This is a genomic window from Streptomyces sp. NPDC102462 (assembly GCF_044765425.1).
Taxonomy (GTDB): domain Bacteria; phylum Actinomycetota; class Actinomycetes; order Streptomycetales; family Streptomycetaceae; genus Streptomyces.
This window is the reverse complement of sequence record NZ_JBIWKB010000041.1, coordinates 62,794-84,407: the sequence shown is the minus strand read 5'-3', so window position 1 is coordinate 84,407 and position 21,614 is coordinate 62,794. Positions and strand designations below refer to the sequence as shown.

The window sequence follows — 21,614 nt, the reverse complement described above, 5'->3', positions numbered from 1 at the left end:
GGGCAAGGCATCCCTGTGGGACGTCGCCTTCGCGGCCCTGGACTGCATACCCGGCGGCAAGGGCATCACCAGCTTCGGCAAACTCGCCAAGGGCCCCAAAACCCTGGGCAAGGGCGGCCTGAAGGGCATGGCGCTGAGCGTGCGCGGGCTGGCCAAGAACGCCAGGACGGCCTTGGCCGACGGCGCCAAGGGCGCCTACAACCGCGTCAAGAGCAAGGTCAAAGGCTGTGGTGACCCGGTTGACGTGGCCACCGGCCACATGTTCCTGGCCGAAACGGACGTCCTCCTGCCGGCGGCTCTGCCGCTTGCTTTCACCCGTCGAGTGGCATCCGGGTACCGCACGGGGTGGTGGTTCGGTCCATCGTGGGCCTCCACAGTCGACCAGCGGCTTGAGATCGACGAGCGGGGCCTGGTCTTCGTCACCGAGGACGGCATGCTCCTCGAATACCCCCATCCTGAGGGGCCGGAGAGCAGTGTTCGCCCTCACTCCGGCCCCCACTGGCCCCTTACTCGTCTGGACGACGGTGGCTACTGCGTCGACGATCCCATCACCGGCTGGAGACGTCGTTTCGCCCCGGCCGTCGGCGGTATCGCCCTCTTGCAATGCATATCCGACCGTAACCACAACACCCTCGAACTGGACTATGACGCAGACGGCGCCCCCAGCGCGATCCGCCACTCAGGCGGCTACCACCTCTCCCTGACGGTCACCGAGGGCAGGGTTACCGCGCTGAGCCTGGTCGGCGCGGGCGAGCGCGGCTCAGACCTGACGCTCAAGCGCTTCGGCTACACGGACGGAGCTCTGACGTCAGTGGCCAACTCGTCCGGGGCGACGACGGAATTCGCCTACGACGAGTGCCTGCACATCACGTCATGGCGGGATTCCAACGGCAGTCGCTACGTCTACGCCTACGACGACCAGGACCGCTGCGTCGCCCAAGGCGGTGCTGACGGGCACCTCTCCCATACCTTCTCGTACGACCTGACGGATCCCGCGTGGTCCGGGTGCCGGATCACCGAGGTCACTTCGTTCGAGGGAGCCGCATCGCGCTATGTGATCGACGAGGCGTGCCTGGTGGTAGCCGAGATCGATGCCCTGGGCGGCATGACGCGTACCGCGTACGACGACCAGCACCATCTCGTATCCTCGACGGACCAGCTCGGACGTACCACATATATCGTCAACAACCCCCTGGGCCAGCCAGTTCAAGTGACCCGCCCCGACGGCAGTGTGGTTCGAGCTACCTACAACCACCTCAATCTGGCCACGGCCATCGACCTGCCGGACGGCGCCTCCTGGAAGTACTCCTATGACGCGCAGGGCAACTGCTCGGCCATAGTCGACCCAACGGGACAGGTCGACCGTGCTACATACACGGCAGCAGGGCACATTGCCACGATCACTGACGCCCTGGGGCATACCACCACGGTCCGCTGCGACCCCTTCGGTCTTCCCCTGCGGATCACGGATGCCCTCGGAGCCGAGGTCGTCTGGAAACGCGATGCCATGGGGCGGCCGGTGGAGATCACCGACGAGGAAGGGCGCACCACGCGACTCTCCTGGTCCCCGGAAGGGCGAATGACCCGCCGGACCACCCCTGACGGCGCAAGCGAGACGTGGGCCTATGACGGAGAGGGCAACTGCACCAGCCACACCGACCAGTTGGGGCAGATCTCGCGTTTCGAGTACACACACTTCGACCTGCTGGCAGCACGTACTGCGCCTGACGGCACTCGGCACGAGTTCGTCTACGACGCGTCACTTCGACTCACGCAGGTCATTGATCCGGTCGGAATGACCTGGAGCTACGCGTACGACCCCGCAGGTCGCCTCGTCTCGGAGACCGACTTCGACGGGCGCACGGTCACCTACACGCACGACGCCACGGGACATCTCACCTCGCGTACCAACAGCGCCGGTCAGACGGTGTCGTTCGAACGCGATGTCCTCGGCCGGATCGTACGCAAAGATGCTGCCGGAGCCGTCACCCTCTTCGTTCACGACGCCTCCGGCCGCCTTGTCCGCGCCACCGGCCCAGACTCCACACTGACCATCGAGCGGGACCCTCTTGGCCGACCGCTGTCCGAGGACGTCGACGGGCGCACTCTCACCTTCGTCTACGACGGGGCGGGGCGCCGTGTCGGCCGTACCACGCCCTCCGGCGCGGTGAGCACGCGGACCCACGATGCCGTGGGAAACCTGGTTCGACTGGTCACATCCGGCAAGGTGATCGAATTCGAGCGCTCCCCCACAAGCCGGGAGACGGCCAGGCGCTTTGGCGACAACATCACCCTGTCCCGCACTTTCGATGAACTGGGGCGTCTTGTCGCACAGTCGGTGACCACGGCCGCCGGTCGGCCGGTCCAGCACCGGGCCTATTCCTATCGCGCCGACGGCAACCTCATCGCGGTGGAGGACGACGGCTCCGGTATGCGCGATATCCAATTGGACGGGGCGGGGCGGGTGACCGCTGTCCGGGCCCACGGCTGGACGGAAGCCTATGCGTACGACCATGCCGGCAACCAGACTCACGCCGCATACCCCGGCTCCCACCCCAGCCATGATGGTGCGGGGCCCCGCAGCTACGCGGGCACCGCCATCATCAGTGCAGGACGGTTCCGGTACGAGCACGACTCGCTGGGCCGGGTCGTCCTTCGGCAGCAGACACGCCTGTCCCGCAAGCCGAGCACATGGCGTTACGTGTGGGACGCCGAGGACCGCCTCACAGCCGTCATCACGCCGGATGGCACACACTGGCGCTACAAGTACGACCCGCTCGGACGCAGAACGGCGAAGCAGCGCTTGAGCCGGGACGGCGAATCCGTCGTGGAGCAAACCGTCTTCGCGTGGGACGGCAGCACGCTGTGCGAGCAGACGACCACCCTGCCGGAGTTCCCTAACCCAGTGACTCTCACCTGGGATCACCAGCGATTGCACCCGGTCGCGCAGACCGAGCGGATTTCCGCGACTGATGCACCCCAGAGCGAAATCGACTCGCGCTTCTTCTCTATCGTCACCGATCTCGTCGGTACTCCTACGGAACTCCTCGACGAAACTGGCGAGATATGCTGGCAGGCACGGAGAACCGTATGGGGCGCAACGGCCTGGGCCGCCGGTAGCACGACGTACACACCGTTGCGATTCCCGGGTCAGTACGCGGATCCGGAAACTGGGCTGCACTACAACTACTTCCGGCACTATGACCCCGAGACCGGACGCTACCTCACCGCGGATCCGCTCGGTCTCGCTCCCGCACCCAACCCCATGGCCTACGTTCCGAACCCGGACATCTGGAGCGACCACCTGGGTCTTTCGCCGGAGGAGTGCACACAGTCCATCTTCAAGGCCCCGGGGCGCAAGCAGGGCGAGTACCAGGAGAAGTACGGATACCGGGAGGAGGATTTCCCCGGCGATCCGGATGGTCCGGATTACGCCTACCCCAACGGTAGGGTGTACTTCGCAAAGGAACGACATGTCGCCGAGAAGTATGCGAAATCCTACGGTGAAGGTGTAATCGAGATCAAGATCCCCAAGTCGGAATATTCCGCCAAGTACGAGAAGTACGAGCGGAACTACGAAGGCGGGCCGGAAAAAGAGCTGGAAATCCCGAACAATGTCGTTGAAGAGCTGAATCAATACCCGAGGGTGCGACACAAGTGAGCGAAGACGAAATCTGGGAAGCGGCGAAGAGAAGATATCCGCTGGGGGCCGCCGCGAGTGGCAGGGTAAAGGACCGGTTCCCATTCGGGGTATTCCTCGAACTTGACGATGCTCCGGGGGTCCACGGTTTCCTCGACCTTCTGTCGTACAACCCGGACGGCACGATCAACGACCCGGACGCTCCGCCCGTGCCGTTGCCTGAAGTCGGGGAGAGGGTCGAGGGCGTCGTCGCCATGCACGTGGACCGGGACCACCAGATCCGCATCCGGGTCGGTTCGCCCTTCTGGGAGTCCTGACCGAGATGTTCAGGGGGACGCCGTCACGCATTCGCCCCACGCCTTTCGGCCCCGGGGTTTCCCGGGGCCGAAGGGGGTGGGTCCGCTCTGGGGTTACTTCACGTCGACGTAGTCGCCCGCGGCGCTGACCGCCGGGGTGGTCGAGGTGCCCGCGAAGCTGTAGCGGTAGTAGCCGTCGACCGTGGCCTTCGTCGTGGTCTTCAGGGTGCCCGTCGAGCTCGACTTGATGGTCTTCAGCGTGGTGTAGGTGCTGGAGCTCTTCTTGCGGAACTGGAGCTTGACCGACTGGCCGGCGTAGCCGTGGTACTTGCCGTCGTCCCAGCTGGCCCGGGACAGCTTGCCGGTGACCGTGATGGACTTGCCCTTCTTGACCGGCTCCGGCGAGGCGTCGACCGTCAGCTTGGAGAAGCGCTGCAGCTTGGTGGTGGCCAGGGCGTCCTGCTCGGCGTAACCGACCTTGCTCCAGTCGATGTTGTCGGAGGTCGGGTCCTGGTCGTTGAAGTCGATCGCGTAGCCGTTCGCCTTCCAGGTGGTGGCGTCCGCGTTGGTCAGCTCGAAGTCCGGGTAGACGTCGATGGTGCCCTTGCAGGTGGCCTTGGTCGCCGAGTTGTCGACGCAGGTCGGCCAGTCGTCGCCAATCAGGAAGTTCTTCGGGTCGGTGTAGGAGCCGCGGTAGATCTCCACGTCCAGCGCGAAGTCGGGCGCCTGGAGGTCGATGTCGGCGGCGTGCGTGACGGTGTAGCTGACCGGGACGCGGACCTTGTTGGTGGTCCCGACGACGATCGGCTTGCCGTTGTTGATCTTCACGTTGGAGAAGGAGAGGTCCAGCGCGTAGGGCACGCCGGTGTCCTGGGCGCCCGCGGTGCTGAACGCGGACTTGCCGGCGGCGGCCCGGTGGGCGGCCTGCGCGGCCTTCACGACGTCGTCGCGGTCGTACGAGGAGCCGCCGGCGGCGTGCGCCGCCGGAACGGCGAGGGCGGACAGGGCCAGGGCGCCGGTGACGGCGGCCACGGTGGCACGAATGCGCATGCGTTCCCCTGCATGGAGAGAGGGACCCCGCCGGCGGTCGTCGCGCGCGGCTCGTCACCGCGGGGCCCAAGTGATCGTGGAGTCTGTTGACTCAGCTGATCAGATCCACGACGGAGGGCGATGGTTGTACGGAATTTGAAGAATCTGTGAGCGTCCTACCGAGCCCGCCACACCTAGGCGCCCCGCGGAACGTCACCACAGGGTGCCGCCCGGGCGTCGGGTACGGCCCGGACAGCGGGCACGGGCCAGGTGCCAGATGTGATCCGGGGCGCCTGGGACGGGGTGGGGGTGGGGTCAGTCGAACCAGCGGTTTCGGGATAGTTCTTCTGTGCGGGACGGGTCCTCCAGGAGGGCCGCTACCTCGAAGCGGCGCGGCCACTGGCCGGCCGCCCAGGCGAGTCCGGCGGCGACGCCCTCCAGGGTCGCGGCGTGCAGCACACCGTCGGCCGTCAGCCGCCAGTCGATGTCGACGCCGTCGACCACCAGTTCCTCGTGCTCGACATAGCTGCCGGGGGTGCGCGGACCGAGCAGCACCCGTACCGCGTCCGGCACCTCGTGCTCGGTTCCGGCCGAGTCCACCTGCCCGGTGACGGACTCGCTCAGCCGCCGTACCTGGAAGAGTTCCGCCAGCTCCGCGGCCCGGGCGGGCCGCACCGGGAGCAGCGGGACATCCGCGGTGAAGGGCAGCAGGTCGGGCGAGTCGACGACGACGGCGTCGGCCGCGTCGACCACCTCGACCCGACCGTCCACGACGGCCCGCAGCTCGTCCGGCAGGGTCACCTGCTCCGGTTCCAGCTCGGCCAGCGCACCGTACAGTCCGTGCAGTTGGGCGGGGGTGACGGCCCGGTCCGGGTCGGCGAGCCGGTCCAACAGCTCGGCGGCGCCGCCCGGTTCGTCGAGCAGCGCGGCGACCGACGTGCGCACGCCGAGGGCCCGCAGCACCTGCTCGTCGGCGAAACCGGTCGCGTCGGCCTCGTCGTACAGCCCGCGCAGCAGCGGGTCGCCGCCCGCCGCGAGCAGCCCGGCGGGCCGTCGGCCGTCCAGCACCGGGTGCCCGCGCAGCCACCACGCCGTGTACGGCCGTACCACCTCGTGGGTGCCGTCCGGCAGCAGGATGCGTACCGGCTGGGTGAGCGCGTCGCGCAGCGGCGGGCGGGCGAGCAGGGCGAGCGCCTCGGGCCAGTGGTCGTCGTCGACGAGGTCGAGGTCGCGCACGGCGACCAGTTCGGTGGCGACCGGGGGCACCGGGGTGTCCGGGAACCGGTCGAGGACGTCCTCGCACCACACATCCACGGCGTCCAGCAGTCCCGCGTCGTCCGGTTCGGCGAAGTCCCCTTCGCGGGGCTCCAGTTCGTCCGGGTCGAGCACCACGTCGGTGGCCCGCACCAGCGCGAAGTCGGCCAGCACCCCGCAGGCGGCCAACGGCTGTTCGCCCCACCGCTGCGCCAGTTCGGCGTCCACGGCGGCCAGTTCTCCCTCGCGGATGACCCGGGCGAACGGGCTGCCGGGCAGCACCAGTTCACCGGCGGGGGCGAGTTCACCGTCCTCGTCGGGCAGCGCCAGGGCGCCCAGCCAGGGCTCGTCGCCCGGTTCCAGGCCCGCGTCCCGGACCAGGGCGAGGACGGTGTCCGCCAGTTCCTCCGCGTCCGGGGCGTCCTCCTCCCAGCCGACCGCGCCCCCCTCGTCCAGGGAGGCGGCGACCGCGGCGCGCACCTGGGGCGTGGTCAGCACGGCACGCGGGGTCGCGGGCAGCGCGCCCAGCTTCTCCAGGATCGGATGCGCGGCGTCGGGGTGCGCGACCTTCAGGCCGAGCCGGGCGAGCGTTCCCGGATCGATGCGGGCGGCGTCCGGGGTGGGCAGCAGCACCTGCCGGGGGCCGATGGTGGTACGCACCGCTCCCGGGCCCTGGCCGGTGTCCCCGGCGAGCGGGACGGGCAGTCCGGACAGCCGGTCCGGGTCCACCCCGGCCAGGCTGTCGTACAGCCGCCGCCACCAGCCGGGCTCCTTCTCCAACCCGGCCAGCCGGTCGATCGCGTCGGCGAGCGGCAGCCGGGCGACGCCCAGCGTGCGCAGCTCCACGCGGCGTTCGAGGCCGCCGGGCAGCAGCGTGGGCAGCACCTCGGCGAGCACGTGCACGGTGTCGGCGCCCGCGCCCTCGACGATCTCGGCGTCCCGGGGGCGCAGCGTCTCGGGCAGGTCCTCGGCGTCGTCCTCCTTGGCCTCGGCGGCCGACGGCAGGAACGCGGTCCGCGGCAGGCGCTCCAGGATGGCCTGGCGCAGCGCACCGTCGAGTTCGCCCTTGCCGAGCGGCCCGGGCACCAGGTCGATGATGCCCTCGGTCACCGGCCGCCAGCCGGCGAGGAGTTCGGTGTACGCGTCCGCCGCCCGCTGCACCAGGAAGTCGGTCAGCGGGCCCGGCGCGGCGTGCCGGCGGGTGGTGTCCAACGGGAAGGAGGCGATCAGCAGCGCGGGGACGCCCAGGGGCTCGTCGCTGGGGGTGGGGGCGTGCATGACGGGCGCGGTGCGGGGGCGGGCCGGGGCGCCGTCGGGGCCGACCGGCACGGCCCAGGTCACCGACCAGTGCGGGCGCAGGCGTTCCTCGACCGGGCGGTCGGCGAGCAGATCGGGGGTGAGCGGGCCGTGCGCGGCGACGGTACGCCAGCGGGTGGTGCCGTCGCGCGAGTCCGCCACGACCGTGCCGGTGCCGTCCGTGCTGCGGCGCAGGGTGCGCGGGGCGTCGCCGTTGATCTCGACGACGACCTCGGCCAGGCCGGGCAGGGCGAGCAGCAGGGCGTCGTCCACGGCGTGCAGGAGGCGTTCGGCGAGGTCGGCCGCGGCCGCGTCGCGCAGCGGCAGGATGACGACCGTGTCGTACGGGTCCGGGGCGGTGCCCTCGGCGGTGAACGGCAGCCGCAGCAGCGGTACGTGTCCGTCGCGGCGCCGGATCTCGTCGCCGAGGCCGGGGCTGCGCCCGGCGGTGTCGGCGGCGAGTTGGCGGGCCTCGGCGAGCGACCAGCGGACGCCGCCGTGCCGGCCGACGACGGCGGGTTCGTCGGTGACGGCGAGCACGGCGGAGAAGCCGACACCGAACCGGCCTACGGTGCCGTGTTCCGCGCCGGTGGCGCCGGTGTCCTCGGCAGTGGCGGCGTCGGCGTCGCGTTTGGCGGAGGCGCGGAGGGTGGCGAGCGATTCGACTCCGGCCGCGTCCAGGGGGGCGCCGGTGTTGGCGGCGAACAGGACGCCGTCGCGGAGGGTGAGACGGAACCGGCCGGGCACGTGGGCGCGGGCCGCGGCGTCGGCGGCGTTCTGCGCCAGCTCGATCACGAGCCGGTCGCGGTAGCCGCCGAGGACCAGGTCCTCCTCCGCGTTGGCGTCCTCGCGGAAGCGGGCGGGGCTGGTGGCCCAGGCGTCGAGGACACCGCGGCGCAGACGGGCCGTGCCGAAGGGGTCGGCACCCTCGGCCGCGGGCCGCACGAACTTGCTCACGTTCACTCTCCTCGTCGGGGCGGTGACGACGAAGGTACCGCTCCTGCGGCACCGGGGTGCCGGGTCCGGCCGGGCGAACGGCGAACCCGTACCACGGTGTGCTGCCAAGGTAGCCCCGCACACCCGCGCGCGACCCCCAAGCAGACGCCGGAAGCGGCCCCCGCGGCGCCCCCGGTACGCAGCGGTGTCCCAAGCGCCCCAAAGGGGCGCGGGGAACTGCGCGACCAGCCACAACGGCGCCGCGGACGACCGACGGCACAGGCGAGCGGATTACACCCCGAGCGACCCGACAGCCCAGGCGAGCCGGTTGCAGCCCGGCCCCAAAGGGGCGCGGGGAACTGCGCGACCAGCTACAACGGCGCCGCAGACGACCGACGGCACAGGCAAGCGGATCACCGCGAACGGAGCCCGAGGCTACGAGTGGCCGAGTTCCGCCGTCGACTCGTCGGTGATCGTCGGTACCGAGCCGGAGTCCGGCGCCGGGCGCAGCGGGAAGGGGTCCACCCGGGTCTCGTCGATGACCGGCGCCGCCGGCTGGGGCGGCTTGGGCATGACGGCCGCTTCGGAGTGGCCGCCGCAGCCGTACGAGAGGGAGACCACGCGGCCGTCCGCCGGGGCGAACTCGTTGGCGCAGACGCCGAACGCCTGCCCGAGTGAGCCGCCGAGGGGCAGCAGGAAGCCGCAGCTGACGCAGGGCGCGGGCGCCGCCTGCGCCATCGGCGTGCGGGGGCCGAACGCCTCCTCCCAGCGGTCGGCGGCCAGGTGCAGGCCGTAACGGGACAGGACCCGGGCGCGGCGCATGCCGAGTTCTTCCGCCACCGCAGCGATCGACCCGCGGGCCGGCGCCGCCGGGAGCGTCGCGGGGGCGCCCGCGGTGACCTCCGCGTCCTCCGCCTCGGCCAGTTCCGCCATCTCCTCGGAGACCGCGGAGTGCACCGGCGGCTCGTCCTCGCCGGAGTAGCCGGGCTCCAGCCGCAGGTCCTCGGACTCGGTGGGCAGCAGGTCGCCGGGGCCCAGGTCGCCGGGCCGCAGCCGCTCGCTCCACGGCACCCACTCCGGCGCGAGCAGCGCGTCGGGGCCGGGCAGCAGGACCGCCTCGTCGAGGGTGACCACCTTGGCGCGCGAGGCACGGGCCACCGTCACCGCCCAGCGCCAGCCCCGGTAGCCCAGTTCCTTGCACTCGAAGAAGTGCGTGACAACGCGGTCGCCCTCGGACACCAGCCCGGTGTGCTCGCCGACCACGCCGGGCGCGGCCGCCTCCTCGGCTGCGGCGCGGGCGAGGTCGACGGCCTCGGCGCACAGGCGGTCGGGGGTGCGGCTTCGCGTTGTCGCTGCGCTCACAGGTATCGCTTCTCTCCTACGCCGTCTCGCGGGTGCGCCTGCCTGAAGGCGGTGGGGCGGACGGAGCGGACCTGTGGGCCGCATCGACGTCCGCGTCCGATCGCGCTCGGGCGCACCTCTGCCATCCATTCTGCGGGATGGCTGAGATACGCACGCTACCTGTTCGTGTGCGTTCGGCCTACACCGACGGCCGCTTCACTGCCGCCCGACGCCGTTTCCGGTCCGCCTCCGGGTCCTCGGCGGGCCGTGGCGCCACCGGCCGTCCGGTCGCGCCGCCGCCGGTTCCCGCGCTCCGGACCCGCACCAGGGCCGGGCCCCGCCACCCGTCTCACCAGCGACGTCCCTCGCTCTTCGGCCGGTCCTTCACTCACTCCACGGTTGTGGTCCCGCCGACTCGCTCGGCGACAAGTGCTCTAGGAAAAGGATTCTCAGGGCACTATGAACGTCGTGGCAGCCGCGAGGTCGCCCCAGGGCACCGCCCGCGTCGGCGGCGTGAAGGGGAGCAGTCGAGGTGGCGGTGCGGGCCGTATGGGCGGTGCCGTCCGCGCGGTCGGCCGTGCCCTGCACCTCCCGTTCGCCGGAGCGGCCCGCGGCATCAGGAGGGCCACGCACGCACACGGCGCCGGCGAGTCCGGGCTCGGCAAGCTGATCGAACTGCACGCCGTCAACGGCGCCGGCGATGTGATGATCACCGTGGCGCTCGCCTCCACCGTGTTCTTCTCGGTGCCGACGGACGAGGCCCGCGGCCGGGTCGCGCTCTATCTCGCGATCACCATGGCCCCGTTCACGGTCCTCGCGCCGGTGATCGGCCCGCTCCTCGACCGGCTGCCGCACGGCCGGCGCGCCGCGATGGCCGCCGCGATGCTGGCCCGTGCCCTGCTGGCGCTGATCATCTCCGGGGCGGTCGCGAGCGGCAGCCTGGAGCTGTATCCGGCCGCGCTCGGGGTGCTCGTGGCGTCGAAGGCGTACGGCGTGGTGCGCAGCGCGGTCGTGCCCCGGCTGCTGCCGCCCCGTTTCTCGCTGGTGAAGGCGAACTCCCGGGTGACCCTCGCCGGGTTGCTGGCCACCGGGGTGGCCGCTCCGATCGGGGCGGGCCTGCACGCCGTCGGCGACCCCTGGCCGCTGTACGGCGCCTTTGTGATCTTCGCGGCGGGTACGTTCCTGTCGTTCTCGCTGCCGCGGAAGGTCGACTCCGCCAAGGGCGAGGACGTCGCGCTGCTCGCCGCGGACGCGGAGCATCTGCGTGGCCCGCGCCGCACCGGCGCCAGGCGCCCGGGGCTGCGCACGGTCGGCCCGGCCGTCACCCACGCGCTGGGCGCGAACGCCGCGCTGCGCTGCCTGTCCGGCTTCCTGATCTTCTTCCTCGCCTTCCTGCTGCGCGAGCATCCGCTGACCGGCGAGAGCGCGGCGGTCTCGCTGGGGATAGTGGGCGTCGCGGCCGGCGCGGGCAACGCGCTCGGCACGGCGGTCGGGGCCTGGCTGCGGTCCCGGGCACCGGAGATCATCATCGTGACCGTGGTCGCGGTGGCGCTGGGCACGGCGGTCGTCGCCGCGGTGTTCTTCGGCGCGTTCCTGGTGGCGTGCCTGGCCGCGGTCGCCGGGTTCGCGCAGGCGCTGGCCAAGCTGTCCCTGGACGCGCTGATCCAGCGGGACGTGCCGGAGCCGGTCCGCACGTCGGCGTTCGCGCGGTCGGAGACGCTGCTGCAGATGGCGTGGGTGTTCGGCGGCGCCGTCGGCATCGTGATGCCGCTCAACGGCACCCTGGGCCTGGCCGTGGCCGCGGTCCTCGTGGCCGTCGGCTGGCTGACGACCGTGCGCGGGCTGCTCGCCTCGGCCCGGCACGGCGGGGCGGCCCGGCCGCGAGTGGCGTAACGAACCGGGCACGCCGCCCCCCAGGTGGGGGGCGCCCCAGGGGTGCCCGATAGCCTTCGGCCATGACCATGCAATCCGCTCCGCGACGCCGCCGCGCCGTCGCCGCCGCCGGCGCCGTTTCCGCCGGACTGCTCGTCCTCACGGCCTGCGAAAAGCCGACTCCGATCGCAACGGTCACCGTCGGCACCAGCTCGGTCAACTCGGAAGCGACCTGCTACAACGACGGCAAGGCCCTGGACACGGCCGCCCTCGGAAACTGCCTCAAGGACACCGGAATCAAGTCCATCACGGTGGACCCGGAAGAGACCGTCCGCTTCGGTGTCGACCCGAAGATCGCCGACAGCGGCTGGACGATCCTGATGAACGGTCAGCCGCTCACCGAGTCCAGCACCAAGACGTACCGCACCATCCCCGGCAGCGTCTTCTTCAACGCGCAGTACGGCGCGCAGGGCAACTCGACCCTGGTGTCGGTCAAGGAAGGCGACAAGACCGTCAAGGGACTGTGGTCCTTCAAGCTGAAGAAGGCCTCCTGACCACGTCCGGCAAGCGTTTCCTCGTCGCCACCGCGGTCCCCGCCGAGCGGGACGCGGTGGCACAGGCGTTCGCCGGCCCGGCACGCGAGGTGCGCCTGCCGGGCGGCACGCTCCACCGGATCACCGGCGCGCACACCTACGACCTGCTCGCCGCCGGTGTCGGCCCCGCCCTCGCCGCCGCCTGCACCGCCGGCGCCCTGACCGCCGCGGCCCTGCAGGGCTCCCCGTACGCGCTCGTGGTCAGCGCTGGGATCGCCGGCGGCTTCGGGCCCGCGGCGCCCGTCGGCTCGCTCGTCGTCGCCGACGAGATCACCGCGGCCGACCTGGGCGCCGAGACCGCCGACGGCTTCGTGCCGGTCACCGGGCTCGGCTTCGGCACCGTCAGCCACCGTCCGCCGGAAACACTCGTACGGGAGGTGACCGCGGTGACCGGGGCACGCGCCGGGACCGTGCTCACCGTCTCGACCGTGACCGGGACCGCGGCCCGCGCCGACGCGCTGCGCGCCCGCCACCCCCGGGCGCTCGCGGAGGCCATGGAGGGCTTCGGGGTGGCCGAAGCGGCCGCCGCGCACCGGGTGCCCGTCCTCGAAGTACGCGCGGTGTCCAACCCCGTCGGCCCGCGCGACCGCGCCGCCTGGCGCATCGGCGACGCCCTCGCGGCCCTCACCGAGGGCTTCGGGAAGTTCGCGCCCGCACTGGAGAGTTGGAACCCGTATGAGCCCTGAGAGCCGACCGCTGCAGATCGCCTACTCCCCCTGCCCGAACGACACCTTCGTCTTCGACGCCCTCGCCCACGGCCGGATCCCCGGCGCGCCCGCGCTCGACATCACCTTCGCGGACATCGACATCACCAACGGCATAGCCGAACGCGGTGAGTTCGACGTGCTGAAGGTGTCGTACGCGGTGCTGCCGTACGTCCTCGACGAGTACGCGCTGCTGCCCTGCGGCGGTGCGCTGGGCCGGGGCTGCGGGCCGCTCGTGCTCACCCGGGAGCCGGACGCGGACCTCACCGGCCGGACGGTGGCCGTGCCGAGCGAGCGGTCGACCGCCTACCTGCTGTTCCGGCTGTGGGCCGCGGACACCCTGCCGGGGGGCGTCGGCGAGATCGTCGTCATGCCGTTCCACGAGATCATGCCGGCCGTGCGGGACGGGAAGATCGACGCGGGCCTGGTGATCCACGAGGCGCGGTTCACCTACCAGAACTACGGGCTGCACAAGCTCGCCGACATGGGCGAGCACTGGGAGGCCACGACCGGGCTGCCGATCCCGCTCGGCGCGATCGTCGCCAAACGGTCGCTGGGCGCGGACAGGCTGCGGCTGCTCGCCGAGTCGATCCACGCGTCCGTGCACGCCGCCTGGGACGACCCCGAGGCATCGCGGCCCTACGTCATGGAACACGCCCAGGAGATGGACCCGGCCGTCGCCGACCAGCACATCGGGCTGTACGTCAACGAGTTCACGTCGGACCTCGGCGAGGACGGGTACGCGGCGATCCGGGGCCTGCTCACCCGCGCGGCGGCCGAAGGGCTGGTGCCGGCCCTCCGCCCGACCGCGCTCGACTTCCCCTGACCGCGGGCGGGATGCTCCGCGGGCCTCGGGCTACACGTCCAGTTGGTCGGCGACCGCGCGCAGCAGGCCGGCGATCTTCTTGCCGGAGGTCTTGTCGGGGTAACGGCCCTTCTCCAGCATCGGGGTGATGTTCTCCAGGAGCGTCGTCAGGTCCTGCACGATGGAGGCCAGCTCGTCCGGCTTCTTGCGCTGGGCCGCCGCGACCGACGGGGTCGGGTCGAGGACGACGACGGACAGGGCCTGGTCGCCCCGCTGGCCGGCGACCACCCCGAACTCCACGCGCTGTCCCGGCTTGAGCACATCGACTCCGGCGGGGAGAACCGAGGAATGGACGAAGACGTCACCGCCGTCGTCACGGGAGAGAAAGCCGAAGCCCTTCTCACTGTTGAACCACTTGACCTTGCCAGTCGGCAAAGCACACGCTCCCTCGATCGGTCCCGGACGCCCCAGACGCCGGTTGAACTGCCGTCATGACACCTTACCGGGGGTCTCTCCAGCGGAACATGCCTTAAAACGGCACGGGGCTCCCGTGCGCCACGAGTGGCGGGATAGCGGCTCAGCGAGGTGAGGGAAGTGTGATGACCACCCGATGCGGCGGCCAAGCTTCCGGATAGGGCGGTCTTCGAGCGGAGGGCAGTGAAGTGGCCGCCGATCGGGTGACGGCATACTCCTGCGTCACGTCAACTCGTCGGGCGGCTTTTCCCTCTCCCGTCAGCCCCGAGAGCCGCCTTTCTGGAAATACTCATGCTTTTCGGCCGTTCAACCCATGCAATACCTGCGCCCGGGAACCTTCGCACCGTCGGGGCGGGACACCGCCCGGCCGTTCCTTCGGGCCGGGAACTACCCTGGTGCGGTGCGTGAAACAACCCAAGCGAATTCCGCCGCGCCCGGTGACGGGCTGATCCGCGCCGGTGCCGTCGTCTTCTTCCTCGGTGCCGTGGCCACTCTCGTCACCGTGGCCCCGCTGTTCCTGGGCGCCAAGCCCTTTCCGACGTACATGTTCGGCCTGAGCATGCTCATGGGGGTCGGATTCCTCGTGGCCGGCGCGGGGGTCCTGCGGTCGATCGCGGCCGGGCGGCGTCAGGCGCGGGGCGCCTCGCGGTAGCCGGCCAGCCAGCGCGGGAAGGCGGACAGGTCGTCGAGGACGACGTCCGCGCCCGCGGTGCGCAGTTCCTCCGCGTCGCACGGGCCGGTGGCCACGGCCACGGAGAGGGCGCCGGCGGTACGGGCACCGCGTACGTCTCCGACGTGGTCGCCGACGTAGACGCTCGCGCCGTGCTCGCGCAGCGCCTCCGCCTTGCGCTCCGCCCACAGGTCGCCGACGACCGCGTCGGGCTCCATGCCGAGGTGGCTGAGGTGCAGCTTGGCGTTCGGCTCGTACTTCGCGGTGACCACGATCGCCCGGCCGCCCGATGCGCGCACCGCCTCGATCGCCTCGCGGGCGCCGGGCATCGCGGGGGTCGCGGCGATGGCGATCGCCGGGTACATCTCGCGGTACAGGTCCGCCATCGGGGCGACCTGCTCGGCCGGGAACCAGTTGATCAACTCGTCGGCGAGCGGAGGCCCGAGCCGGGTGATGGCCAGATCGGCGTCGATGTGGGTTCCCGTACGCTCCGCCAGCGCCGTGTAACAGGCGTGGATGCCGGGCCGGGAGTCGATCAGGGTCATGTCGAGGTCGAACCCGACGGTCAGCACGCGAGAACTCATGCCCGCCATTGTGCCGATCGCCTCCGGCCCCCGACCGACCCGCCCCTCCGAAACCGGCGCCACGCCATAGCGAGGGCAGGGCACCACCGGTACGAGGGCCGCCCCGGTGAAACGGGCCACCGCGGCCGCCACCGCCCGCCCCGGGCGGGCAGCCGATCAGAAGCCCCCGGCCGACCCCCTGCGCCCCTACGCCCAAGCCTTCGGGCAGGGGACGCGAGGCGTGGGGCGAGGTGCACGGGGCTGTCGGCGGGGGTGGCGTGGGTCGGATGGGTGTGTTCGGCGGTCGGAGGCAACCCGGCGGACGCCTGCCCGTCGGCAGCCCTGCAACGCGGCCGACCCGGCGGAGCCCATCCAGCCAGGTCGGCCGACGGCGCTGGACGGTCTGGCCGATGCCGCGGATGCGGTCAGCGGCGGCGTTGGGAGCGCCAGAGGAGGTAGGCGGCTGAGGTGAGGGCCGCGGCCCGTACCGTCCAGGGCCAGGTCTCGGCCAGGGCGTCTCGCATGTGGCCCTGGGCGATGGGGTCGCCCCAGCGGCCCTCGTTCCTGCCCCACAGCCAGACCAGGCCGCCCGTGAGGGCCAGGCCGGGCAGGCCCATGACGGCCCACTTGCTCTCCGCCGCGGTGAGGCGGCGGGAGCCGTAGGCGATGAGCCAGCCGACGATCAGCGCGAACCAGTTGCCGAGCACCGCCCCGGCGACCAGGGCCGCGGCGGCGAGCAGCAGCAGCGGGTTGGTCCAGCCCGCGGCGGGGCGGGGCAGCGGCAACCGGCGGCGCTGAGGCGGGTCGGCCGTCTCGCCCGCGGCGGCTTCGGGCGCCGCCGCGGGCGCCGTCTCGGCCTTCGTGGCCTCCTTCGGCTCGGCCTCCGGTTCCTTCGGCGGCGGCTTGAGGAGTTCGGGGATCTCCACTCCCCCGACGAACCCGGGCACGCTGTCCCCGACCCCGAACGGGCTGTCGTCCACCCGCCACCAGTCGGGCTGCAGGGCGCTGTCGCCGAGTTCGTCCTCCCCGGCGAGGTGCGGCGGTGAGGGGGCGTCCGAAGGGGCGGGGGCCGCCGGCTCCGCGGGACGCGGCCTGGGCACGACCCGACGCAGCCCCTTCCCTCTCGCCCGCGGCCCCTTGTCGTTGCCCCCGGTGCCCTTCTCCCCCGGGCCCCACTGCCCCAGCAGTCCCTTGGGACCCGGCAACCCCTTCGGCTCGGGATCGCGCGGCGCGGGCTGCACCGGCACGGCGGCGGGCGGCGACTGCGGCGCCCCGCCGCCCCCGCCCGCCGCCGCCACGACCTCGTCCGGTGTGCCCAGCCGGGCGAGGATGCGGCGCACGGCGGCGGGACTGTCCACGGTGGTCCTGGCCCGGTGCCGGTCGATCTCGTTGCGCAGCTCGGACACCAGGCGCATGCGGTCGGCCGACGGCAACTGGCGCTGCTGCGCGATGTCGCCGACGCGGCTCAGATACTCGTAGACGACCCGGTCGCTCTCGATACCCACGAAGTCCCCTCCGGGGCCGGTGCGTTGGATACCCCGTCGGGACGACGGTAGCGCAGGCCGCCCCGCACGTCGGCGCGCACGCCCGCGGGCAGCGCGTCGTCGGGCGGCGGCGGTGCGCAGGGCTGCGGCGGATGCCGTCGCCCGGGGGCATGCGCTCCCGGCGTCGACCCCGTACCCGCTACCGTGGGTCGGATGAGCAACCCGGCAACACCGCCGCGTTCCCTCGCGGAGGCGCTCCGCGCCAGGGACGACGCCTCCCTGGCCGCGCTGCTGCGCAGCCGGCCCGACCTCGTCACCCCCGTGCCCGGCGACCTCACCCAGCTTGCCACCCGGGCCGGCACCCGGGCCTCGGTGCTGCGCGCCCTGGAGCGCCTCGACCTGTTCGTGCTGCAGACGGCCCAGGCCCTGGCCGTGGCGGCGGACCCGGCGTCCTACGACGAGTTGCTGGGCCTGATGGCGGGGGACGCCGGCGACCGGGCCGTCGCCGCCGCCCTGCCCGACGCCCTCGCCACCCTGCGCGAACAGGCCCTGGTGTGGGGCGGTGACGACCGGCTGCGCCTGGTCCGCACGGCCCGTGAGGTGCTGGCCCCGACCCCGCAGCACCCGTCCCCGACCGGCCTCGGCCCGACCGTGCGGGAAGCCACCGCGGGCATGTCGCCGGGCCGGATCCAGGAGATCGTGACGGCCGCGGGCCTGCCGTCGACCCATGACTCGGTCTCCGCCGTGGCCGCGCTCAGCGCCCTGTTCACCGACCGCGCCCGGACGGCCGCGCTGCTGTCCGGCGCCCCGGCGGAGTCCCGCGAGGTGCTGGCCCGGCTCGTCTGGGGGCCGCCGTACGGCCAGGTCACCCCCGAGCCGGCCGCCCATCTGCGCTGGCTGCTCGACCGCGGTCTGCTGCTGCCGACGGCGCCCGGCACCGTCGTGCTGCCCCGCGAGGTCGCGCTGCATCTGCGCGCGGGCCGCGCCCACCGCGCGCCCGAGGCCGTACCGCCGCCGGTGGAGCCGGCCGCGACGCATCCCGCGCAGGTCGTGGACGCGACGGCGGCCGGGCAGGCGTACACCGCGCTGGCGACCGTGGAGGACCTGCTGAAGGACTGGGACGAGGGCGGTCCGACGGTGCTGCGGGCCGGCGGGCTCAGCGTCCGCGACCTGAAGCGGACGGCTGTCGCCCTCGACGTGTCCGAACCGGTCGCCGCGTTCTGGGTCGAACTGGCCTACGCGGCGGGCCTGCTGGCCTCCGACGGCGAGGCCGACGAGCGGTACGCGGCGACCCCGGCCTACGACGAGTGGCTGGAGCTGCCCCCGGCCGAGCGCTGGGCGCGGCTCGCCGAGGCGTGGCTGACGGCGACCCGGACGCCGGGTCTGGTCGGCGGGCGGGACACCAAGGACCGTACGTTGGCGGCGTTGGGGCCGGGTCTCGACCGCTCCGTGGCGCCCGAGGTGCGGCGCCGCGTGCTGGGGCTGCTGGCCGCGCTGCCGGAGGGCACCGCGCCGGACCTCGACTCGGTGCTGGCCCGGCTGCGCTGGGAGCGTCCGCTGCGCGGCCCGGTGGGCGGCCCGGTGGGCGCCCCGGAGCGCGAGGGCGGCCGGCCACGGGGCGGCGAGGAGGATCTGCGTTCCCGGATCGCGCGCTGGACGCCGGCGGAGGCGGAGCTGCTGGGCGTCACCGGCCGCGGCGCCCTGTCCGCCCACGGCCGCGCGCTGATCGGCGCATCCGGGGCCGCGCGCGCGGCCACCGCGGCGCCCGCGCCGAGCGGCCGTCGCCGGCCCGATGGCGGCCCGGGCGCGAGTGGCCAGGCGGAAGGTGGCCCGACGGACCGTGGCCGGGGTGCCGGTGGCCCGGCGGACAGTGGCCGGGGTGCCGGTGGCCCGGCGGACGGGCCCGGGGACAAACTGCCCGCGCACCACCGCCGGCGCCCGCCCGTGCCCAGCGAGCCCCTTGCCCCGGCCGAGCGTGCGGCGGCCGGCGCCGTGGCCGCCGGGCTGCTCGCGCCGCTGCTGCCCGAGCCGCTGGACCACGTCCTGCTCCAGGCGGACCTGACGGCGGTGGCGCCGGGGCCGCTGGAGCGACCGCTGGCCGACACGCTGGGCGTGCTCGCGGACGTGGAGTCGAAGGGCGGCGCGACGGTCTACCGCTTCACGCCCGCCTCCGTACGCCGCGCCCTGGACGCCGGCCGGACCGCCGCCGACCTGCACGCCTTCCTCGCCGCGCACTCCCGCACCCCGGTCCCGCAACCGCTGACGTACCTGGTCGACGACGTCGCCCGCAAGCACGGCCGGCTACGGGTGGGCGCGGCCTCCGCGTACGTACGCTGCGACGACGACGCGCTGCTGAACGAAATCCTCGCCGACCGGCGGTCGGCCGCCCTGCGGCTGCGCAGGCTGGCGCCGACCGTGCTGGCGGCGCAGGCCGACCCGGCGACGCTGCTCGAGGGCCTGCGCGCGATGGGGTACGCGCCCGCCGCCGAGTCGGCCGAGGGCGATGTGCTGATCGCCCGCGCCCACGCCCACCGCACCCCGCATCGCACCGCGCCCGAGCCGGTCCCGGACGGCCCGCCCGTCCCCGACGCGACCCTGCTGACCGCCGCGATCCGCGCGATCCGCGCAGGCGACCTGGCGGCCACCACCCCGCGCAGGCCCACGGGCGCGGCGACGGCGGGCGGCGACCTGCCGCGCACCAGCTCCGCCGAGACCCTGGCCACCATGCAGGCGGCCGTCCTGACGGGCGAAGCGCTGTGGATCGGGTACGTGAACGCCGAGGGCGCCGCGAGCCAGCGCGTCATCGCGCCCATCCGGGTCGAGGGCGGCTTCGTGACGGCGTACGACCACACGGCCGACGAGGTACGCACCTACCCCCTGCACCGCGTCACGGGCGTCGCGGAACTGGCCGCCGACTGACCGGAGCCCCGCCGTGATCACCTGCCGGTAGGGCACACTGGACGTTTGGCCGAGACTGTGGCCATAGGGAAAGGGTGCCGCGCGTGAATGGTCCGCTGATCGTCCAGTCCGACAAGACCCTGCTCCTGGAGGTCGACCACGAGCGGGCCGATGACTGCCGTCGGGCCATCGCGCCGTTCGCCGAACTGGAGCGGGCGCCTGAGCACATCCACACCTACCGGGTGACGCCGCTCGGCCTGTGGAACGCGCGGGCGGCCGGGCATGACGCGGAGCAGGTCGTCGACGCGCTCGTGCAGTACAGCCGCTACCCCGTGCCGCATGCGCTGCTCGTGGACATCACCGAGACCATGGACCGCTATGGGCGGCTCACCCTGAGCAAGCACCCGGCGCACGGCCTCGTGCTCACCAGCAGCGACCGGCCGGTCCTGGAAGAAGTGCTCAGGTCCAAGCGGATCGCGCCGCTCGTCGGGGCCCGGATCGACCCCGACACCGTCGCCGTGCACCCCTCCGAACGCGGCCAGATCAAGCAGGTGCTGCTGAAGCTGGGCTGGCCGGCCGAAGACCTCGCCGGATACGTGGACGGGGAGGCGCACCCCATCGAGCTGCGCGAGGACGGCTGGGCGCTGCGGGCCTACCAGAAGCAGGCCGTGGAGAACTTCTGGCACGGCGGAAGCGGGGTCGTGGTGCTGCCCTGCGGCGCGGGCAAGACGCTGGTCGGCGCCGGATCGATGGCGCAGGCCAAGTCGACCACCCTGATCCTCGTCACCAACACGGTCTCGGCCCGGCAGTGGAAGCACGAGCTGGTGCGGCGGACCTCGCTGACCGAGGACGAGATCGGGGAGTACAGCGGTACGAAGAAGGAGATCCGGCCGGTCACCATCGCCACGTACCAGGTGCTGACGACGAAGCGGAAGGGGATCTACCCGCATCTGGAGTTGTTCGACTCCCGTGACTGGGGGCTCATCGTCTACGACGAGGTGCATCTGCTGCCGGCTCCCGTCTTCAAGTTCACCGCCGATCTGCAGGCGCGCCGCCGGCTCGGGCTGACCGCGACGCTGGTGCGCGAGGACGGCCGCGAGTCGGACGTGTTCTCGCTCATCGGGCCCAAGCGGTTCGACGCGCCGTGGAAGGAGATCGAGGCGCAGGGCTATATCGCGCCCGCCGACTGCGTCGAGGTCCGGGTGAACCTGACCGACGCCGAACGGCTCGCGTACGCGACCGCGGAGACGGAGGAGAAGTACCGCTTCTGCGCGACGACCGACACCAAGCGCCGGGTCACCGAGGCCCTGGTGCGCCGGTTCGCCGGGCAGCAGATCCTCGTCATCGGCCAGTACATCGACCAACTCGACGAGCTGGGCGAGCACTTGGACGCGCCGGTGATCAAGGGGGAGACGTCAAACGCGCAGCGCGAGAAGCTGTTCGACGCGTTCCGTGAGGGCGAGATCAGCGTGCTCGTCGTGTCCAAGGTCGCCAACTTCTCCATCGACCTGCCGGAGGCGACGGTCGCCATCCAGGTGTCGGGCACGTTCGGCTCCCGGCAGGAGGAGGCCCAGCGGCTCGGGCGGGTGCTGCGCCCCAAGGCCGACGGACACCAGGCCCACTTCTACTCCGTGGTGGCCCGCGACACCATCGACCAGGACTTCGCCGCACACCGCCAGCGGTTCCTGGCGGAGCAGGGGTACGCCTACCGCATCGTGGACGCGGACGAGATCCTGACCGAGACCTGAGCCACGCCCCG

General features: G+C 72.5%; 15 protein-coding genes. 9 read left to right on the top strand and 6 right to left on the bottom strand.

Annotation, left to right across the window (positions count from 1 at the left end):
• Both ACIRFL_RS29800 and ACIRFL_RS29795 read left to right on the top strand, forming a co-directional pair.
• Positions 1 to 3,661, top strand: a 3,661-nt coding sequence (locus tag ACIRFL_RS29800) for a DUF6531 domain-containing protein (RefSeq protein ID WP_404034415.1), incomplete at its 5' end; no start/stop codon positions are given.
• The gene (locus ACIRFL_RS29795; protein WP_404034413.1) at positions 3,658 to 3,957 is read left to right on the top strand and encodes a hypothetical protein; all 300 of its coding nucleotides are present in this window, start codon (positions 3,658 to 3,660) and stop codon (positions 3,955 to 3,957) included. The genes ACIRFL_RS29800 and ACIRFL_RS29795, both read left to right, overlap by 4 nt.
• Positions 3,958 to 4,050: 93 nt before the next feature.
• Here ACIRFL_RS29795 and ACIRFL_RS29790 read toward each other — a convergent pair whose 3' ends face one another.
• From ACIRFL_RS29790 to ACIRFL_RS29780, 3 genes are all read right to left on the bottom strand, one after another.
• Complete coding sequence (locus ACIRFL_RS29790; protein ID WP_404034411.1) at positions 4,051 to 4,986, bottom strand: hypothetical protein; 936 nt, start codon at positions 4,984 to 4,986, stop codon at positions 4,051 to 4,053.
• Positions 4,987 to 5,280: 294 nt separating this feature from the next.
• Positions 5,281 to 8,472 (bottom strand): sacsin N-terminal ATP-binding-like domain-containing protein, encoded by a 3,192-nt coding sequence (locus tag ACIRFL_RS29785; RefSeq protein WP_404034409.1) that lies wholly within the window; start codon positions 8,470 to 8,472, stop codon positions 5,281 to 5,283.
• A 414-nt stretch (positions 8,473 to 8,886) separates the two neighbouring features.
• Positions 8,887 to 9,813, bottom strand: coding sequence for a DUF3027 domain-containing protein (locus ACIRFL_RS29780; RefSeq protein WP_404034407.1), 927 nt, complete (start codon positions 9,811 to 9,813; stop codon positions 8,887 to 8,889).
• 447 nt (positions 9,814 to 10,260) lie between these two features.
• Between ACIRFL_RS29780 and ACIRFL_RS29775 the strand changes: the two genes are divergently transcribed.
• The 4 genes from ACIRFL_RS29775 to ACIRFL_RS29760 all read left to right on the top strand — a co-directional run bounded on the left by ACIRFL_RS29775 (position 10,261) and on the right by ACIRFL_RS29760 (position 13,787).
• Complete coding sequence (locus tag ACIRFL_RS29775; protein WP_404034405.1) at positions 10,261 to 11,685, top strand: MFS transporter; 1,425 nt, start codon at positions 10,261 to 10,263, stop codon at positions 11,683 to 11,685.
• Positions 11,686 to 11,747: 62 nt separating this feature from the next.
• Positions 11,748 to 12,218, top strand: a complete 471-nt coding sequence (locus tag ACIRFL_RS29770; protein ID WP_404034403.1) for a DUF2771 domain-containing protein — start codon at positions 11,748 to 11,750, stop codon at positions 12,216 to 12,218.
• Positions 12,188 to 12,943: a futalosine hydrolase gene (locus tag ACIRFL_RS29765; protein WP_404034401.1), complete on the top strand. Its 756-nt coding sequence runs from the start codon at positions 12,188 to 12,190 to the stop codon at positions 12,941 to 12,943. Before ACIRFL_RS29770 ends, ACIRFL_RS29765 begins: the two co-directional genes overlap by 31 nt.
• Positions 12,933 to 13,787 carry a 1,4-dihydroxy-6-naphthoate synthase gene (locus tag ACIRFL_RS29760; protein WP_404034399.1) on the top strand — a complete coding sequence of 285 codons (855 nt, stop codon included), beginning with the start codon at positions 12,933 to 12,935 and terminating at the stop codon, positions 13,785 to 13,787. The genes ACIRFL_RS29765 and ACIRFL_RS29760 overlap by 11 nt, the downstream gene beginning before the upstream one ends.
• 30 nt (positions 13,788 to 13,817) lie before the next feature.
• Here ACIRFL_RS29760 and ACIRFL_RS29755 read toward each other — a convergent pair whose 3' ends face one another.
• Positions 13,818 to 14,201 carry a cold-shock protein gene (locus ACIRFL_RS29755; protein ID WP_404034397.1) on the bottom strand — a complete coding sequence of 128 codons (384 nt, stop codon included), beginning with the start codon at positions 14,199 to 14,201 and terminating at the stop codon, positions 13,818 to 13,820.
• A 439-nt stretch (positions 14,202 to 14,640) separates the two neighbouring features.
• On the opposite strand from ACIRFL_RS29755, the gene ACIRFL_RS29750 reads away from it, so the two are divergent.
• Positions 14,641 to 14,892 carry a hypothetical protein gene (locus tag ACIRFL_RS29750; RefSeq protein ID WP_404034395.1) on the top strand — a complete coding sequence of 84 codons (252 nt, stop codon included), beginning with the start codon at positions 14,641 to 14,643 and terminating at the stop codon, positions 14,890 to 14,892.
• Here ACIRFL_RS29750 and ACIRFL_RS29745 read toward each other — a convergent pair.
• Together ACIRFL_RS29745 and ACIRFL_RS29740 are read right to left on the bottom strand one after the other, a co-directional pair.
• Entirely contained in the window at positions 14,868 to 15,503 is a 636-nt protein-coding gene (locus tag ACIRFL_RS29745; protein WP_404034393.1) for an HAD family hydrolase, read from the bottom strand. The genes ACIRFL_RS29750 and ACIRFL_RS29745 overlap by 25 nt on opposite strands.
• Before the next feature lie 395 nt (positions 15,504 to 15,898).
• Entirely contained in the window at positions 15,899 to 16,978 is a 1,080-nt protein-coding gene (locus ACIRFL_RS29740; protein WP_404034391.1) for a hypothetical protein, read from the bottom strand.
• A gap of 192 nt (positions 16,979 to 17,170) precedes the next feature.
• Here ACIRFL_RS29740 and ACIRFL_RS29735 point away from each other — a divergent pair, with 192 nt between their 5' ends.
• Positions 17,171 to 19,876 carry a helicase-associated domain-containing protein gene (locus ACIRFL_RS29735; RefSeq protein WP_404034389.1) on the top strand — a complete coding sequence of 902 codons (2,706 nt, stop codon included), beginning with the start codon at positions 17,171 to 17,173 and terminating at the stop codon, positions 19,874 to 19,876.
• Between the two features lie 83 nt (positions 19,877 to 19,959).
• Positions 19,960 to 21,603 carry a DNA repair helicase XPB gene (locus tag ACIRFL_RS29730; protein WP_404034387.1) on the top strand — a complete coding sequence of 548 codons (1,644 nt, stop codon included), beginning with the start codon at positions 19,960 to 19,962 and terminating at the stop codon, positions 21,601 to 21,603.
• The last annotated feature ends 11 nt before the right edge of the window (positions 21,604 to 21,614 follow it).

Bases quoted from the DNA above. Each gene is read 5' to 3' on its own strand.
- ACIRFL_RS29790 (WP_404034411.1), bottom strand. From the start codon at position 4,986: ATGCGCATTCGTGCCACCGTGGCCGCCGTCACCGGCGCCCTGGCCCTG.
- ACIRFL_RS29770 (WP_404034403.1), top strand. From the start codon at position 11,748: ATGACCATGCAATCCGCTCCGCGACGCCGCCGCGCCGTCGCCGCCGCC.
- ACIRFL_RS29760 (WP_404034399.1), top strand. From the start codon at position 12,933: ATGAGCCCTGAGAGCCGACCGCTGCAGATCGCCTACTCCCCCTGCCCG.
- ACIRFL_RS29745 (WP_404034393.1), bottom strand. From the start codon at position 15,503: ATGGCGGGCATGAGTTCTCGCGTGCTGACCGTCGGGTTCGACCTCGAC.
- ACIRFL_RS29735 (WP_404034389.1), top strand. From the start codon at position 17,171: ATGAGCAACCCGGCAACACCGCCGCGTTCCCTCGCGGAGGCGCTCCGC.